A 17,761-nucleotide genomic window follows, 5' to 3' on the forward strand; every position below is an offset into this window, starting at 1 on the left:
ATCTAACTGTTCCTGACTAACTTGCTGCTGCAACCATTCTAAAGCCTGATTTTGGTGAGGATGCTTCCCAGTTCTGTCATAAAACTTACAAGCATCCGTTAAATTAATCGGTCGTCTTTGAGCTTTGTCAACAAGTCGGCTACGCCACTTATCAGCAAATTCTAATAGTATTTCTTGGGAAAATTGACCTTGCAGCCACTCTAAAGCTTGACTTTGTTGCGGAGATTGATCGTAAGCACTGCAAAAGCTAACTAAATTGAAATTAGCCCCCAATTGAAGAGATGATGTTCCCTGCTGTTGAGCTGACTGAGAATTTTGTTGAGGCAAATTGCTTGCACTTCTAAGCTCAGTTCCCGCACCACAACTCAGGCGACCTTCCAGGTAGGTTGGATATGGTGGGCGACTTCTTATTGGCTCGATTGTTTGGCAGATAATTGATACCGTGACCGGATTATTCAGATCGGCATTTTGCTCTAAAAACACGCCTCCTACATAACTTCTTAAGTTCGGACTGCGAGGAATGGCATAATGAATCATGCCTCTAGCAACGCTATTGGTGAGGATGGCAAAATCATAATCAGAAGGGGGCTGAATTTTAAATGTCCGCTCTAGTAATTTCGGATCGCTAGTAAAATTGCGGTTACTTTTTAGGTAAGTTGCTTGACCATGAAGCATTTTACTAAGTGCAGATTCGGCGGGAGATTCCGGGGTATTTCTGGATACCTCAATTTGTGGAGTAGGTGATGGAGAAGCAGAAATTTGAGGCTCAATAGATGGTGAAGGTGAAGGCGTAGGTATAACTGTAGGTGCGGGTGTTGGCTTTAGAGTTGGTGAGGGCGTAGTTGACGGTTCTGGATTAGGACGCTGCGTCAACAACTTATCAATGGGTATCGCTTGAGTCCCGACTATGTTTATAGTTTCGCGAACAATAACACTCTCAGCTTTTCCGTGAATTCCGATCAGCTTGCCATCCTCGTTGAACACTGGGCCGCCGCTCATTCCAGGTAGAGGATCTCCTTTATACGAGATATCATAACCATCACTAGAATTTTGCGCTCGACGAGTAATGGGTGCAGGAAAAAAACGAAAATCACGGGTAGTAACAGACTCGTTGCTGGGATAGCCAGCATAGTAGATTGTCATGCCCTCTTTGAGCAAGTTCGGATCGCCTCTCTGGGCAACTTGGTAGTTTTTCTTGCTAGTAAACTGCAATTGCGCTAAATCTACATTGGCTATTTGAGTGCTGCGGAGGACTTCATATTTTTGACCGTCTATAGTTTGGATCGCATAACTTCCAGCCTTAGCGATCACATGATGCGCTGTCACGACGGTATAAGTATCGCCTTGCCTATCAACAATTACCCCAGAACCCTTGCCGTCTTCGCCGCCAATAATTACTGTCACCTGCTTGGCGATATCAGCAATTTCTTCTGGCTTTAAGGCCGCAGCTATTTGTTGAAACTGCACTAGAGCGATCGCGCTCCCCATCAAAACAGCCGATAATCTGTACGGAAAAGTCATCTGCTTCACTGCCTCAGCACTGCCGAAATTCTACTAAAAAATGCGATCGCGGCTAATTCGCCGTCGCTGCGGAGAAAACCAAGGGTTCAAAGGTCGCCACTGGAATGCCCCAACTATATTGGCTCATTTTCTCTCGATCCGAGTCGCTCGGCTCTGAGCCATCTTGAAACAGATATGGGTCGCCCCAAATTGGATGGGCGTGTACGCCGTTAATCCCTACTAATTCGCCAGCGCGATTGAGCAGGGGGCCTCCGCTCATGCCTTTTTCAACTTCATTAGTGTACCCGATTTGGTACCCACCTTCTAATGCTTTGTCTAGCACCCACTTTACTTGCCCTGACTTGATTACAAAACCATCTTTAAACCCTTGGGCAGAAAATGGAAACCCGGCAGCAACTACATGAGTTTCTGCTGTGGGTGTTGTTCCCAGTTGGGCAACTGGATAATCTGTGTCGGCAGCTACAAATTGCAATAGACCTAAATCATTTCCCTGTAGAGACTTGGCTGGAGAAATCTTTGTAGCTTCGTAGATTTTTCCGTCTGGTGTCAGAATTTGATAGGGGGGATTCCCAGCTTTGAGTACGTGGTCGTTAGTCAGAACCGTATAAACTGAATCTCGTTTATACATCAAAATCCCTGAACCTAACGCTTCTCCTGAAATCACTTTCACAGTGATTGACCGCGCCCGCTGATTTAACTGCGGGGCGGAGAGTTGAATTGGCGGTTGGCCAATTAAAGCTTTAATCTGCGATACCTGTGTTGGCAATGCTATTGATAGACTGCCAACACAGACAACTAGCAGCAATGTGCGCCAATTCACCATCACTATTTCCCTGCGATTCGATCGAAAACACTACCAGTTTATCTGATCGACTATGGCATCTACGTCAACGGAGGCATCACCATTTTGATCGTAGGTGAGTCTTACCGCTTTGTCGTCGTCTGGACTTAGGTAAATGGGGGTCGCAGATGCGCCGGCGCGAGTATTAAGTAGGCGATCGAGCACTGTGTTAGCATTAGTTCCGGCTGGCAGGGTAATCAGCACTGTATTGTTAGAACAAGAACTGCTTCTAGTGCTGGCAGCGCAGATGACTGGTTGACCGCTAACTTTTCCAGCTTTCAGGTGTTTTAGCTGACCGCTGCTGTTAAACCGCTCAAATCTGCTGGAAATTTCTTTGCAACGACGTTCTGGAGTCCAACCTGAAGCGGTGAAATCTTCGTTAATCCAGATCACCATAGTCATCGGGCCTCTGACGGTGCGGACAACAGTGGCTGGACGACCCTGGCTCATGCCGCAGAAGAATTGGCGCTGGGTTTGAGCTTGGCTGGGTTGTGGTAGTGCTGCTGTGCCGATCGCGATCGCGGCTGCAACTATTGAGCCTAAAGATTTAAGTTTTATCAAGATATTCTCCTTGACCTTTTTAAGTCGTGAGTTATATTTTCTGAAATACAGTCAGTAGAATGCACCTTATGTATATATAGAAAATATTCCTCAGTGTTTGTCAAGCAAATTATCGAATTATTTTTTGGAGCTGATAAAAATAGTATTTTTTAGTACATCTTATCCAAAACTTCACAAACCTTCTCCGCACGTATAAATGCCATGTATCAAAAATCACTTCGCTTTCTGCTCAAACTCTGAAATCACTTTTATTACACTTTTAATAGTTAACAGCTAGCTGTAGTAGCAATAGGTTTATGTTAATTAGTAGTATTAAAACTATTTGTAGTAATAACTTTACTAATTATCTTTATTTAGGAAAAAATAAAATCGTTACTACAAATATAAAAGTTCGTAGTAACGACTTTACTCGTTAGATAATTCAGACTATGAATGTATGGGCGGTACAGGATTTGAACCTGTAACATCCTGCGTGTAAGGCAGGCGCTCTACCGTTGAGCTAACCGCCCGATTTAACTAACTAAACTTTATCATAGCAGACTGTAAAATCAAAAAGCAATCACCAAGGGCAAATTTTCCCTAGAAAATTCCCGTTCCCTCCCCAAACCCTTATCCTCCATGCCTTCTGGTCGCACCCACGATAGCATCACGCTCTGGAGCTTGCCCTTTGTGGCGGGTCTGACTTTTGGGCAGACTCAGAACGGCAACCTAACTCTACTGGTTTCTGGTGGTTTCTTATTCGGCGGTCTGATGTTCGGCCCCGACTTAGATATCTACTCCTGCCAGTATCAACGCTGGGGGTGGCTGCGGTGGCTGTGGCTACCATACCAAAAAAGTCTCCGTCACCGCTCTTTGCTGTCTCACGGCCCTCTGATCGGCACTGCGTTACGAATATTGTACCTGGCTACTTGGGTCGCGGTCTTAGGAATCGTCGGCATCCAAGTGGCTAAGTTCTTTTGGGGTTTACAGTGGAATTGGGATGAATTTGTCAGGCTGATGTTGCGATCGCTCTCCGAAAATTATACCGAGTGCTTCGCCCTTTACATCGGACTCGAATTAGGGGCAATGTCCCATTCTTTAAGCGATTGGAGCGGTTCGGCTTACAAACGCTTCAAAAAGCAAGGATTGAGTGGGTTGCTACCTCCCTCTACTAAAACAAAGAAACGCAAGCGTAAGCCTCCTAGTCGTATTACCAAATCTAAATTCTAAAATATCAGTATGTCTAATTCTACTACACCCAATGCTACTGCATTAACAGCAATCCAACAATTAATAGAAGTTGTGGCAAAATTGCGATCGCCTGATGGTGGTTGTCCTTGGGATTTAGCACAAACTCCCGAAAGTTTAACTCCCTATGTGATTGAAGAAGCTTATGAAGTTGTAGATGCAATTCGGAGCGGCGATCCCAAAGCAATTGCGGAAGAATTAGGGGATTTATTATTACAAGTCATTCTTCAAGCTCAAATTGCCAGCGAGTCAAATCAATTCTCTCTCACCGAAATCGCCAACGGCATCACTGAAAAATTAATTAGAAGGCATCCTCACGTTTTTGGGGATGTGCAAGTGAATAGCGTTGATGAAGTTCACCAAAACTGGGAACAAATCAAAGCAACAGAAAAAGGAGAAACCTTAGAAAATACTTCTTTATCATCAAAACTCAGTCGAATTGCCCGAATTTTACCACCAATTTCTGCAACGATGAAAATTTCTAGAAAAGCTGCCGCTGTCGGTTTTGAGTGGGAGAATGTTGAGGGAGTTTGGGATAAATTCAGGGAAGAAATCGCAGAATTTCAATATGCGATTGAACATGAAGATAAATCTCGCCAAGAGTCAGAATTAGGCGATATTATGTTTGCGTTAATTAATATTGCTCGGTGGTATGATTTAGATCCTTCAGTAGCTTTGCAGGAAACTAATCATCGCTTTGTTAAGCGATTTAGTCAAGTCGAAGCAGCTTGCGATCGCCCACTTTCAGATTATAGCATTGAAGAATTAGAAAAATTGTGGCAAAAAGCTAAAGCTTTACTTACTCAGCAAAAAATGCAGGGTGTTGGGGAAACATAATAGTAGCAGAGCTATTCTAACTTATTCATCTCACTACCTTACTATGACCTGAAATGAATCAAAAAATTTAATAGTAATACCAAATCCAGGCTTACTACCCCCTTTATTGTCATTGTTCGCTGTGCTCCGCAATCGCCTAGTCTCTGCGATTGCGGAGCACAGCGAACAATGACGGATTATTACTAATAAAGGGATGACTAACCCGGATTTGGTATTACTATCTATCAGCCTTTTCCGCTGCTAGATATTAGCAAGCAAAACCGCTTTCTGAAGAGCCTCTGTACGATTTTCCAGAAAGTTATCCACACCAACAATCTGAGTAATACCAAAATTGTCTAGGCGTTGCTTCACTTTGCTAGTTGCACCTACGATCAAGATTTTGCGACCTTGGTCTATGGTATCTTTAATGGCATTTTCTATTGCCAAAGATGCCGTTACTCCCATCATTGGTACATCACTAATATCCATAACCACAACATCGCAATTGTTGATGGCATTGTGTTCGCGGGAAATTGCTTTCGAGACTCCAAAAATCATCGGGCCACTCAGGTAAAATAACAGTACCCGTCCCTTGGCTAGATCCAATAACTGCTTTTCTTCAGAGGTAATGAGAATAGTATCATCGGTATCGCTAATCACCTTCACTTCTTTAGAACGCAACTCGCTCAGACTATCAATTGTTAAGATATTGGCAATGAATACTCCAACCCCAACAGCGACAATCAAATCAACAAATACGGTTAGTAACAAAACTCCATACATAATGATGGAACCCTTGACTGAAACTTTATGCGAACGCTTCAAAAAGCTCCAATCTAAAATGTCAATCCCCACCTTTAAGGCAATTCCTGCTAAAACTGCCATCGGAATTGGTTCAGTGAGTCTAGCCGCACCCAAAACTACAACTAATAGCACCAAAGCACGAGTTATCCCAGATAAGGCTGTTTTTGCACCAGTCTGAATATTTACTACCGTGCCCATTGTCGCCCCTGCACCGGGTAAACCGCCACAGATTCCTGAAACCAGATTGGCAATTCCTTGACCAATTAACTCCTTATTAGAATTGTGCTCTGTACGAGTCAAACTGTCAGCAATTACTGCCGTTAACAGTGTATCAATACAGCCCAACATTCCTAACATCAAACCATCTACAAAAATAGTAGTGGTCTGTGTTGGTGTAAAAGTTGGCAGTTGCAAAGTTGGTAATCCGACGGGAATTTCCCCAATCCGGCGAATATCTGCATCTCCAAATACCGTCAATGAGACAACCGTCCCCACAATTAGAGCTACTAATTGTGGTGGGACGTAGCGTTTGATTTGTTTGGGCATTAAGAAGATAATTGCTATCGTCATCAGCCCTAAAAGTGTCTCAATGGGATTGATATTAGCGAACAATTGAGGGAAATTTTGTAATATTCCCAACACGCCACCTTTGGGGGTAGCTTGTCCCAAGAATGGGGCAATTTGTAGGATAATTAAAATTACCCCAATCCCTGACATAAAGCCAGAAATTACGCTGTAGGGCATCAACGTAATATATTTACCTAAGCGAAAAACTCCAAAAATAATTTGGAAAATTCCCGCTAACATTACGCTGGTAAAAGCCATTGCCAAGCCCGTTTTTGGATCGCTAGCAGCAATTAGAGAACTAACAATCGCAGTCATCACCACTGTCATTGGGCCAGTGGGTTCAGAAATTAGGGTAGGTGTCCCACCAAAAAGTGCAGCAAAGAAACCAACACAAACCGCACCATAAAGACCCGCCACAGGGCCAACACCAGAAGCAACCCCGAAGGCGAGAGCTAAGGGTAAAGAAACAATGGCAGCAGTGACACCACCAAAGATATCACCTTGAAGATTTCGGAAATGAATCTTATTGGTAATTTGCATCTTCTACAACTAAAAAGTAGTGAGTCTAGACAATTTATAGCAGTGAGAGATAGCGGGTTTGACTTGAATAAGTACAGAATTGCTAATTGCTAATTGCTAATTGCTAATTTACTAAGTAGTCGGACATAAAGAAACGTAGCCATGTCATTGCAAGTCAAGCGCAGCACGTCAAGCGCAGCGCAGTTGCGAACCTAGTGAAGCAAACTAATCTGAAGAACGAAGCAAACAGAAGCTATTCACTAGCGCTTTGAGATTGCTTCGCTAGGTTCGCAAAGACATTCTTTATTTTTGTCCAGCTACTTAGCACTAAATATTCAATTCAAACCGACTATAGAATGTCACATCTATATTTAAGAACTTTACACCAATTGTTGCTCGCTAAACAATCAGAATAATTTATCTAGTACGACTAAAGAATTTATAAATTGCGGCAGTCCCTAAATCAATAGAGTTATACTGCATCATAAGCTCCAGTATCATCTTCCTTGCGCCCCTATGAGCCACCCCACCCGCAAATTCCGTCTCCGCACGGCGCTAGTCGTACCCTTCGTCCTGCAAATAGTTGCCGCTGTTGGACTCGTGGGCTATCTTTCCTTCCGCAACGGACAGAAAGCTGTCAACAATGTTGCCAGTCAGCTACGACGTGAAGTAGTTGCCCGCGTCCAAGTTCACCTAAGAAATTACTTGGCAAAACCTCATTTAATTCAGCAAATTCATATCAACACCATTCGCCAACAATTACTAGATCCTAGTAATTTTGACCAAATGGAGCGTTATTTCTGGCTACAAAGCCAATTTCTGGATACAAATATTGGAACGATGGCTTTTGCCAATGCAAAAGGAGAATTTGTAGGAGCTAATAAAGCGGAAAAATATACAGTTGTAGCCAATGAAATCACAGGTAATGCTATTCGCAGATATGCGGTCAATAATCAAGGCGAACGCCTCAATCTAATTCGAGAAAGACCCAATTATGATGCTCGGACTCGCGACTGGTATAAAACTGCTGTTAGTGTGGGCAGACAAACTTGGAGTACGATTGAACCATCGGCATTAGGTAAAAGGCTGGATCTTTCAGCAGTATCACCATTTTATGATAGTACAGGAGCGCTTGAAGGGATTTTTCTTACCGATCTTTCACTAGCACAAATTAGCGACTTTCTTCACGGTTTTACTATTGGTAAATCGGGGAAGACTTTTGTGATCGAACGCAACGGTATTTTAGTAGCAAGTTCTAGTATCAAAGAACCTTTTATTCTCTCTAATGATGGTAAAGTTGAACGACTTAATGCTGAGAAAGTCGGCGATACTTTAACACAAAAAACCACTCAATATTTATTAAGACAATTTGGGGATTTAAATAAAATCGATCGACCCCAACAGATGGAATTTCTCTTCAATGGTGAGAAACAGTTTTTACAAGTTTCCCCCTTTCAAGATGAATTAGGCGTTTTAAATTGGCTAGTTATCGTGGTTGTACCAGAATCAGACTTCACCGCAGAGATTGATGCTAATACTCGTACCAGTCTCCTGCTATGTATTGCTACTTTGATAGTGGCAATTATTGTCGGTATTCTTACGGCTCGATGGATTACGCGCCCGATTCTAAAAGTTTCTCAAGCATCCGCAGAAATTGCCGCAGGTAAGTTAGAACAGAACATTGAACCTACCAATATTATCGAAATCGAAAAACTAGCAAATTCATTTAATAGCATGGCAAGGCAACTTAAAGAATCCTTTGCTGCCTTAGAGAAACAAAACGAAGACTTAAAAGACCTCGACAAGCTCAAAAATGAATTTCTTGCTAACACCTCTCATGAACTTCGTACACCTCTTAATGGTATCATTGGTATTGCTGAATCTCTAATTGATGGTGCTACTGGAGAACTTCCCCAAAGTACACAAGCTAACCTCACTTTAATTGCCTCTAGTGGTCGCCGTCTAGCTAACCTAGTTAACGATATTCTCGATTTCTCAAAACTCAGACATAATAACTTAGAACTACGGCTCAAACCTTTAGATTTGCGGGCAGTTACCAATGTAGTTTTGACCCTTAGCCAGCCCCTAGCTGCTCAAAAAGATTTACAATTAATCAATGCTATTGCTGCTGATTTCCCCCCCGCAGCAGCCGACGAAGATCGACTGCAACAAATACTGCATAACCTGGTAGGCAATGCTATTAAATTTACCCCTATTGGTACTGTTACGGTGTCAGCAGAAGTGGTAATAGGCTCTGAACAATTACCAATTACCGATTCCCAATTATCCACTGCTAATTACCAATTAGCTATTACTGTATCTGATACAGGAATTGGTATTCCTGCCGATAAATTTGACAGAATATTTGAATCCTTTGAACAAGCAGAAGGCTCTACGGCTAGAGAATATGGTGGTACAGGACTAGGGTTAGCTGTGACTAAACAACTGGTAGAATTGCATGGAGGTAAAATCAATGTTAAATCTCAACTTGGAGTGGGTTCCCAATTTACCTTTACTCTACCAGCATCTACTGTTAAAGCTGAATCTACACCCCAAATAAATGCTAGCAAATACAATCCCGATTTAGAGTTGCTGACATCAATAACCAGTAAAAACTTAGATCCAAAAATCAATAATGAGAAACAGTTTAAAGTTTTGATTGTAGATGATGAACCGATTAATCGTCAGGTACTAATCAATAATCTATCGCTTTATAATTACGCTATTACCGAAGCTAGTAACGGGCAAGAAGCTTTAACAGCAATGGAAAATGGTTTTATCCCCGACTTGATTTTACTCGATTTGATGATGCCGCAAATGACGGGTTATGAGGTGTGTCAAAAAATCCGTGCTCGCTTTCCGACTTATGAATTACCCATTGTCATGCTCACGGCTAAAAATCAAGTGGCAGATATCGTAGAGGGATTTGAATCAGGAGCCAATGATTATCTTTCTAAACCGATTCAAAAACAAGAAATGCTGGCTAGGATTAAAACCCATATCTCTCTTGCCAAACTAACTTTAGCTTATAGTCGATTTGTGCCGCGTAATTTTCTAAAGTTTTTAGAGAAAGAAAGCATTATTGATGTCCAAATTGGGGATCAAGTCCAGCAAGAAATGACAGTAATGTTTTCTGATATCCGCTCATTTACTACCTTGTCAGAATCGATGACACCTCAAGAAACATTTAATTTTATTAACTCCTATCTCAGTCAAGTCAGTCCAGTTATTCGCCAGCATAAGGGCTTTATTGATAAATATATTGGCGATGCGATTATGGCTTTATTTCCTGAGTCAGCTAATGATGCAGTGCAAGCTGCGATCGCGATGCAAAAACAAGTAGCAATTTATAATAAACAAAGGCAACAAGAGAATGCGCTTCCTATTGCTATAGGTATTGGTTTACATACAGGTAATTTAATGCTGGGAACCATTGGCGAGTCGGAACGTATGGAAACGACAGTAATTGCTGATGCTGTAAATTTGGCTTCTCGTTTGGAAGGTTTAACTAAGCTCTATGGAGCGGGAATTTTAATCAGCCATAACACTCTTTGTTGTCTTGACTATTCTCAAGAACAATGCTTTCGATTTTTGGATCGGGTAATGGTCAAAGGCAAAAAATCGGCGGTGGCAGTGTTTGAAGTTTATGATGGAGATCCGGCAAATATTAAACAATTAAAAACACAAACTCAGGCACGTTTTGAAGTAGCAGTATTTCTTTACTATCAGCAGCAGTTTGAAGAAGCGCAGGGAATATTTCAAGAGGTTTTACAAATTAATCCTCAAGATAAAGCAGCTATGCTTTATGTAAAACGCTGTCAAAAATATCAACAATATGGAGTTCCTGAAGGATGGGATGGTGTAACAGATTTGGATTTTAAGTAAGGCTCGAAAATCAAAAGTCAATTCTAAACTACTCTATAACGAATTATAATCAAGGGACTGGCAAAATTTTAGTCATCAGAAAACGGTGATGACGTTGATAACCGACTCTGTGATAAAGACGCTGTGCATCGGGATTTTCAAAGTCTACTTCTAGATGAAGTGCTTGGACTCCCAAAACTCGGCACGTTTCCTCTACAAATGCTAACATCTGAGTTCCAATACCTTGTCCGCGATGATTGGGGCGAAGGTACAACTCGTCAATAAAGGCATCCCTTCCTCGGTATTCCAAACTGTAACCTAGCGTCAAAATCATATAGCCAATCGCCTCATCTTCTTGCTGAATTAGCCACACTTGTCCCCAAGAGGCATTAGCCAAAAAAATTGCTAAGGCATTGCCATCTAGTTTTTCATCGAATGCTAATTTTTCTTTTTCATGAAATTCTTTAACAAGTTCTAAAAGGATAGTAATATCAGTAATTTCTGCAACTCGGTAGTTAATGGTCACAATCCAGCCTCTAAATTCGATAAGCGCTCAGCATTTTGTTATATGCTGTACCAGTTTAGCACACTACAGATATTAGAATGTAGACCATACTAAAGAATATCAATTCTCACAAAAACCTATTAAATGTAGCTTGTATAGGACTCGAAGTGAAGGAAGGTTTAGAAAAATTATCAGCTCAGTCTAAACAATAAAAAACCCGCCTTTTCAGGCAGGTTTGTACTGTCAACATCTACTTATTGGAGGCCTTCAGGATTTGACCTTCACTATATCTATATCTCCAGAACCTCCTCGGTTTTACGCGAAATGCCGATTTTTGTAATAAAACTTTACGGACTAATAAAATGCGCCCAGATATTACCATCAGGCCCAGCCACTTGATCCAGATAGCTGTAGGGATAGAGCAATTTTCGGCCCTCGGTATTGCTGTAACCCGTTAGAGCATTACCCCAAGGGTCTTGGACGATATAACCAGTCGAAGTGTAGCCGATGACGGTCAAAATATGTCCCGTAGCGGTAAAACTACCCGCTAATACCACTGGCCGCCGATTAATTAATTCTGACTTAAGCTCCGACCAACCGCGAGTCGTGCTAAAACTTGTCTTGAATCCGTAGGCCCGGATCATTGCCGATAGTACGCTATGATCTGTCTGAGAACCTTGTCCCGCGTAGTTGAAACACCACTGCAACAACTCATCTACGAAATCGCCGCCCCCCTTAGACCGCGCCCCATAATAATAAAGCACCATTGCGATCGATGTGACATTGCAAGTAGACCAGTAAAAACGGGGATTATCGCGCTGCGAAAAATAAGCTACATTCAATTCCACATAATTTGGAATCGGATTGAAAGTTTTATCTCCCCGCTTAAACACAACATAACTGGGAAATATATAACCTGTATTCCCAAAGTTCGGCAATTCTTCGGTGAGGGAAACTTTTAAATGATTGCCATCGATCCCGTAACTTTCTACTCCGTAAACTCGACCTAAAGGCAGCGTTACTTTCTCTGAATTACTTAAATTTACAGCATCTACTGGTCTTTTTTTGAACACAGTAGTTTGCATCATTGTCATCGTGATTGCGTCGATATCAAAAGTTATAACCTTTCCATCTCGCTTAATTTGAATGTGTTGCCAATAGATATATCCAACATTCCCAAAACCCGGAATTGATTCAGCTAAAGTGACGCGAAAGTGACCGGAAACACAGGCATAACCAGTAATGGGATAAGTGCTACCTAAAATTAATTCAGCACTTTGATTAGCTGCTAGATTGGATGAATCTTGAGTACTAGCTTTAATCTGAGTTGTTCGCGTTACCAACATCTGAGCAGTCAGGTGGGTGTCGGGGATATCGGCAATGTCGAACTTCAAGGTTTTTGAGCCTTTACTAAGCTGAACGGCTGGCTCGTAAAAGTAGCCAAAATTTCCAATAGGTGCGATTGTAGAATCGAGCAATACCTTCAGGTGGCCGTCAACTAATCCATATTTACTAACAGTAAAAGTCTGACCAGCTTTGACAAGAATTTTTTGCTGTCTATCGAGCAAAGAAGAATCAATCGGCGCTACTTTAAATAATGTATCTTTGAGGATTTGCAGTTTTAAAGATTGCCCTACAGTTAAGGGATCGGAAGTGACGGTAATGTAAACGATCTGACTGCCAGTAATGTTACCTTTACTGTTAGTAGCTTTCACTCTTAGCCAGCGAGAACCAGGGGTACTAAATCCTTTGGGTAAATAGACTTGCCAAGTGCCAGCATTGCTATTGATCGCGACATTGAGGGGATATTTATCCTCTGCTACCACAGTCACCCTAACTGATTCCCGGCGATCAAAAGTACCCGTTAATTGAGTTTGCTGGTTGACCAAAACTTCTCTTGGCCCAGTATAAGTTAAATTAGGAGCAGGATTGAAGATTGTCCCTCCACGACTTAGCTGCACAAAGTCACCATAGACATAACCAGTGTTGCCAAAATTCGGCAGATTTTCTGTCAGGGAAACCTTGATATGTCCGTCTCCAAGGCTGTAGCTAGAAACTCCATAAATCATGCCCGCTGGCAGAGTAGTTTTGTCTTCTGGTTTGAGTTTAGAAGAATCTATAGGTTGCTTTTTGAAAGGAGTGGTGTTGAGAACTGTTAAGGTTGTTGCATTTTGATTGAAGACTACTGATTTGCCTTCTTGTAAAATTTGAACGTGCGGCCAGTAGAGGTATCCAGAATTGCCAAAACCTGGTATAGCTTGAGATAAGGTGACTCGAAAATGATCTTCAATACAGGCGTAGCCAAGAATTGTGTAAGTTTCACCTTGACCGATTTCTACTTGTTGACTTTGCCCTAGACTGGAAGAATCTTCGGGATAAAGTTTGATTTTTGTAGCTTTAGTTATCCACAATAACTGCGTTCCTGGAGGAGGGGTTGGCAAGCTAGATTGGTTAAAGGTGAGAATTTGCGAACCTTTAGTCAGGACTAGGTGCAGTTCGTAGAAGTAGCCAATTTTCCCTACAGGAGAAATTGGATTGTTCAGTTCTACTTTTAGATGACCATTAGTAAACTCATAACTTTTTACTTGATAAGTTTGACCTGCTAGAACTGGAGCTTTTTGTTGCTGAGTCAAGCTAATACTGTCTGCTGGCTTGATTTTAAAGAAGGTTTCTCTCAGAGGAATCGCGTTGATAATTGGCTCATTTGATGTAGCATTGGCAACTAAAATTTTAATTACCTGTTCGCTAATAACTTGACCAGCTTTGTTAGTTCCTTTGAGGCGGAGGCTGCGAATCCCTATTTGATTGAGTCCTTTTTCTAAACTAGAATACCAGATGCCTAACGTTCCGTTGATCGTAATGGGAAGCGGATATTTATCTTCGGCTACTAGAGAAATGGCTGATACTAAACTAGGGTCAAAAGTGCCAACAAGGACGCTTCCCTGATTGACTGCAATTTCTTTGGGGCCTAAATAACTTACACTGCTCATATTTGTCAATTAGCGTAGGGTATAATTTTCGGGTTTTTTATTGTTTAGCTTGCAAATATAGCAACTGCTAAGGTGATGAGGATGTTTTTAATTGCTAAAATCATTGATTTTATTGCATTTTCCTTTTGCCTTCAGCATAGTTGCCTTCTGCCTTAGCATACAAGGGCGGCACCTATTGTACAAGCTTTAACAAAACTGCCCATACTAACTTTACGTCTGCTGAGTAGCTTTAGATTGAAATTTTGTACAATTTGGATGGAGCTGAAAGCATTGGGTCAATTTTAGGACAGAAGTATGACACCAGTAAACATTATGCAAGCCATTGCAGTCAATATCCCAACAACACTAACACTTACAGTTACTCACGAGCAATTTTTTGAGTTAGCGCAAGCAAATCAAGATTTACAATTAAAACGAACTGCTACCGGAGAATTAATAGTGATGCCACCGACGGGAAGCGAGACAGGGAAAGAAATCTAGATAGTGCTGGATAATCCTTCTATTTTGTCAGGTGAGGATGTCTTACCTGGGTTTATTTTGGATTTAACTGAGGTTTGGAGTTGATATTTTTATTGTTATTGTAGCGCCACCTCTGGGCGGTAAAATAAGCAGGGTGGCGTTACGGTTGGAAAATCACTAAAAATTAGCTAATTGCAGCTAAGATATCTTGAGCATGAGTATCTACTTTGAGCGTTTCACCTTCATAAACTTGAGTGATTTTGCCGGTGCTATCGATGACAAAGGTGACACGCTTAGAATAATCACCTTTTTCGACATCGTAAGCTTTAGTAATTGCCCCATCAACATCGGCTAATAGCGTAAAAGGTAAACCGTATTTCTCTGTGAAGAGTTTGTGAGAACTTTCGTTATCGCGGCTAACACCTAGCACTACCATATCTTTAGTTTGATATTGGGTGTGGGCGGCTTTGAAACTTTGGGCTTCTCTCGTGCAGCCAGGAGTATCGTCTTTGGGGTAGAAATATAAGACTACGGTTTTACCGGCAAAGTCGGATAGGGAAACGGTGTTACCGTTTGTGTCTTTGGCGGTAAAAGGAGGAGCAGCACACCCAACTGGTAAGGTCATAGTTTTGTTTTTCTTGTGGTTTATAAGGATAGTTTAATTGATTTTGGGATTCTGTGAACTAGAGAGTGGCGATCTGAGAATTATTTTTACAGCCGAACTTGTCTAATGTGTCATAATATAGAATAATACATTTTCTAGATTAATCCTATACGAGGTTAATTCTTTGAGGAGCGTACAGCGTTTCCATTTTGATTTTGAAATCGGTAACAATAAAGAATATAATACCTAATTGACAGGCAAATCAATGACTTTTCTCCCCTCCTCAGAACTTAAATCTATTAATTACCCCAGCCGCACCGTAGAAAGAGCCGATCGCGCGATCCGCTGTGCTCCTTTTCAATTACAATTATTCAAGACAATGCGCCAAACCAGCGTTTTTCTTGGCGCGATCGCATCACATCCCGGTGTTGAAAGCGGCTATACGCGATCGCCCCTATCAGAATTAACCGCCGAAAACTCCCTACTTTGGCTAATCCAAGTCGGCGTACTGCGGCGAGAAGTAGATGGACAGGGAATCACCGATAGTTTCCGTCTCACCCCATTAGGCCGCCAACTGATCGAGAAATTCCAACAGCAAGGAGACATTTTACCGCCCCCTTCTTGGCGCGATCGCATTTACAATACCTTAAGCCGTTGGCTGCGACTACCCTTTTAGTTTAAGTATAGGGATCGACCGCTTTTGACGCATTCATCTCTGCAATGGTACAATTGCATAAATGAATGCGTAAGTCCTGTCTGTCATTACAAGCGAAGTACACTAATCGCCACCCATTGTTCTCAGTCGATAGTGCGTCAATTCCGAGTTGTTAATTCTTAATTTTTAACTCCCTAACGCTTATAATTGAGATAGTCAAATCTTTAAATTCCTTTGCCGAAAATTTCCAACTTAATAACTAATAGCTAGGTTAACTATTTATGAAAGCAATTATGGTTGTGGGTACTACCTCCCACGCAGGAAAATCTCTACTCGTCGCCGCCTTATGTCGGCTTCTATCTCGTCGTGGTTGGCGCGTTGCTCCCTTTAAAGGTCAAAATATGGCCTTGAATTCGTATGTTACAGCTAATGGCGGTGAAATTGGCTATGCTCAAGCGGTACAAGCTTGGGCGGCTGGCATTGCCCCTTGGGTAGAAATGAACCCAATTTTATTAAAACCGCAAGGGGATATGACTTCCCAAGTTATTATCAAAGGCCGCGCCGTAGCCAATGTCAAAGCGGCCCAATACTACGAACAATTTTTTGATATCGGTTGGCAAGCAATCCAAGAATCCCTCGAATTTTTATCACACGAATTTGACTTAGTAATTTGTGAAGGAGCTGGTTCACCTGCGGAAATTAATCTTAAACATCGCGACTTAACTAATATGCGGGTAGCGAAATATCTCAAGGCTAAAACCCTGCTAGTAGTTGATATTGACAGAGGCGGAGCTTTTGCTCACGTCGTCGGCACCTTAGAGTTACTAGAACCAGAGGAACGAGCTTTAATTAAGGGCATTGTAATTAATAAATTTCGAGGTCAGCGCTCAATTTTACAGCCCGGTATTACCTGGTTAGAAGAGCGCACAGGTATTCCCGTAGCTGGCGTTATTCCCTGGATAGATGAAGTATTCCCTGCCGAAGATTCCCTAACTTTACTAGAGCGCCGCTCTACCAATTCCCATTCCGATCTTACTATTGCTGTCATTCGCCTGCCTAGAATTTCTAATTTTACAGATTTTGACCCATTAGAATCAGAATCTACAGTCACAGTAAAATATATTAACCCTAAAGATTCTTTAGGATATCCAGATGCAGTAATTATCCCTGGTTCTAAAACCACAATTTCTGATTTGATCGTACTCCGACAAACGGGTATGGCAGAAGCTATTAAAAACTACATGAGTGCAGGGGGTACAGTCATGGGAATTTGCGGAGGCTTTCAAATGTTAGGACAAGTTCTTACAGATCCAGATGGCATTGAAGGCGAAATAGGACAATGCGATGGACTAGGATTATTGCCATTAAAAACCATTATGGCTCCGATGAAAATTGCACGTCAGCGAGTAGTAACTTCCAATTATCCGCAACCTGGTTTACCTGTTGCAGGCTATGAAATTCATCAAGGACGAACTCAATTGCTACAGGCTGATATGACTAAACCTTTGTTTGACGACACTGGTTTAGGGGTTATTAATAATTCTCAATCAGTTTGGGGTACTTATCTACACGGTATTTTTGATAATGGCGCTTGGCGGCGTTCTTGGTTAAATCATTTGCGCCAGCAAAGAGGTTTACAAGCTTTACCTACTGGTATTCCTAACTATCGCGAACAGCGGGAAGCTCTTTTAGATTCTCTCGCAGATACAATAGAAAGTCACTTGGATTTAAAGCACGTTTTGAGTTAGTTAGTTGTTAGTTGTTAGTTGTTGGTTGTTAGTTGTTGGTTGTTAGTTGTTGGTTGTTGGTTGTTGGTTGTTAGTTGTTG

The 17,761-nt window shown here is 41.7% G+C and carries 13 protein-coding genes and 1 tRNA gene; 6 read left to right on the forward strand and 8 right to left on the reverse strand.

Annotated features, from left to right (window positions below; all coding sequences use genetic code 11):
- From OSCI_RS27920 to OSCI_RS16060, 4 genes are all read right to left on the reverse strand, one after another.
- On the reverse strand, positions 1-1,521 hold a 1,521-nt coding region (locus OSCI_RS27920), incomplete at its 3' end, for a trypsin-like peptidase domain-containing protein (RefSeq protein WP_157135575.1).
- Between the two features lie 52 nt (positions 1,522-1,573).
- Positions 1,574-2,344 carry a S1 family peptidase gene (locus tag OSCI_RS16050; RefSeq protein WP_007356078.1) on the reverse strand — a complete coding sequence of 257 codons (771 nt, stop codon included), beginning with the start codon at positions 2,342-2,344 and terminating at the stop codon, positions 1,574-1,576.
- A gap of 30 nt (positions 2,345-2,374) precedes the next feature.
- Positions 2,375-2,923, reverse strand: coding sequence for a COP23 domain-containing protein (locus OSCI_RS16055; protein ID WP_007356079.1), 549 nt, complete (start codon positions 2,921-2,923; stop codon positions 2,375-2,377).
- A 437-nt stretch (positions 2,924-3,360) separates the two neighbouring features.
- A tRNA-Val gene (locus tag OSCI_RS16060) sits at positions 3,361-3,432 on the reverse strand.
- A 109-nt stretch (positions 3,433-3,541) separates the two neighbouring features.
- Between OSCI_RS16060 and OSCI_RS16065 the strand changes: the two genes are divergently transcribed.
- Positions 3,542-4,132 (forward strand): metal-binding protein, encoded by a 591-nt coding sequence (locus OSCI_RS16065; RefSeq protein ID WP_007356081.1) that lies wholly within the window; start codon positions 3,542-3,544, stop codon positions 4,130-4,132.
- Positions 4,133-4,141: 9 nt separating this feature from the next.
- On the forward strand, positions 4,142-4,987 hold the full coding sequence (gene mazG, locus OSCI_RS16070) for a nucleoside triphosphate pyrophosphohydrolase (protein ID WP_007356082.1): 846 nt from the start codon (positions 4,142-4,144) through the stop codon (positions 4,985-4,987).
- Positions 4,988-5,227: 240 nt separating this feature from the next.
- Here the strand turns inward: mazG and OSCI_RS16075 are convergent, their stop codons facing one another.
- The gene (locus tag OSCI_RS16075; RefSeq protein WP_007356083.1) at positions 5,228-6,877 is read right to left on the reverse strand and encodes a SulP family inorganic anion transporter; all 1,650 of its coding nucleotides are present in this window, start codon (positions 6,875-6,877) and stop codon (positions 5,228-5,230) included.
- Between the two features lie 495 nt (positions 6,878-7,372).
- Here OSCI_RS16075 and OSCI_RS16080 point away from each other — a divergent pair, with 495 nt between their 5' ends.
- On the forward strand, positions 7,373-10,741 hold the full coding sequence (locus tag OSCI_RS16080) for a response regulator (RefSeq protein WP_007356084.1): 3,369 nt from the start codon (positions 7,373-7,375) through the stop codon (positions 10,739-10,741).
- A 49-nt stretch (positions 10,742-10,790) separates the two neighbouring features.
- On the opposite strand, the gene OSCI_RS16085 is transcribed toward OSCI_RS16080, so the two are convergent.
- Both OSCI_RS16085 and OSCI_RS16090 read right to left on the reverse strand, forming a co-directional pair.
- Positions 10,791-11,246, reverse strand: coding sequence for a GNAT family N-acetyltransferase (locus OSCI_RS16085; RefSeq protein ID WP_007356085.1), 456 nt, complete (start codon positions 11,244-11,246; stop codon positions 10,791-10,793).
- A 326-nt stretch (positions 11,247-11,572) separates the two neighbouring features.
- Positions 11,573-14,215 (reverse strand): C39 family peptidase, encoded by a 2,643-nt coding sequence (locus tag OSCI_RS16090; protein ID WP_007356086.1) that lies wholly within the window; start codon positions 14,213-14,215, stop codon positions 11,573-11,575.
- Between the two features lie 294 nt (positions 14,216-14,509).
- On the opposite strand from OSCI_RS16090, the gene OSCI_RS16095 reads away from it, so the two are divergent.
- Positions 14,510-14,695: a Uma2 family endonuclease gene (locus OSCI_RS16095; protein WP_019487511.1), complete on the forward strand. Its 186-nt coding sequence runs from the start codon at positions 14,510-14,512 to the stop codon at positions 14,693-14,695.
- A gap of 163 nt (positions 14,696-14,858) precedes the next feature.
- Here OSCI_RS16095 and OSCI_RS16100 read toward each other — a convergent pair whose 3' ends face one another.
- Positions 14,859-15,299: a peroxiredoxin gene (locus OSCI_RS16100; protein WP_007356088.1), complete on the reverse strand. Its 441-nt coding sequence runs from the start codon at positions 15,297-15,299 to the stop codon at positions 14,859-14,861.
- Between the two features lie 244 nt (positions 15,300-15,543).
- Between OSCI_RS16100 and OSCI_RS16105 the strand changes: the two genes are divergently transcribed.
- Both OSCI_RS16105 and cobQ read left to right on the forward strand, forming a co-directional pair.
- Positions 15,544-15,954, forward strand: a complete 411-nt coding sequence (locus tag OSCI_RS16105; protein ID WP_007356089.1) for an Npun_F0494 family protein — start codon at positions 15,544-15,546, stop codon at positions 15,952-15,954.
- A gap of 260 nt (positions 15,955-16,214) precedes the next feature.
- Complete coding sequence (gene cobQ, locus OSCI_RS16110) at positions 16,215-17,681, forward strand: cobyric acid synthase CobQ (protein ID WP_007356090.1); 1,467 nt, start codon at positions 16,215-16,217, stop codon at positions 17,679-17,681.
- Positions 17,682-17,761: the final 80 nt, after the last annotated feature.

It is taken from the genome of Kamptonema sp. PCC 6506 (assembly GCF_000180455.1).
Lineage (GTDB): Bacteria > Cyanobacteriota > Cyanobacteriia > Cyanobacteriales > Microcoleaceae > Kamptonema > Kamptonema formosum.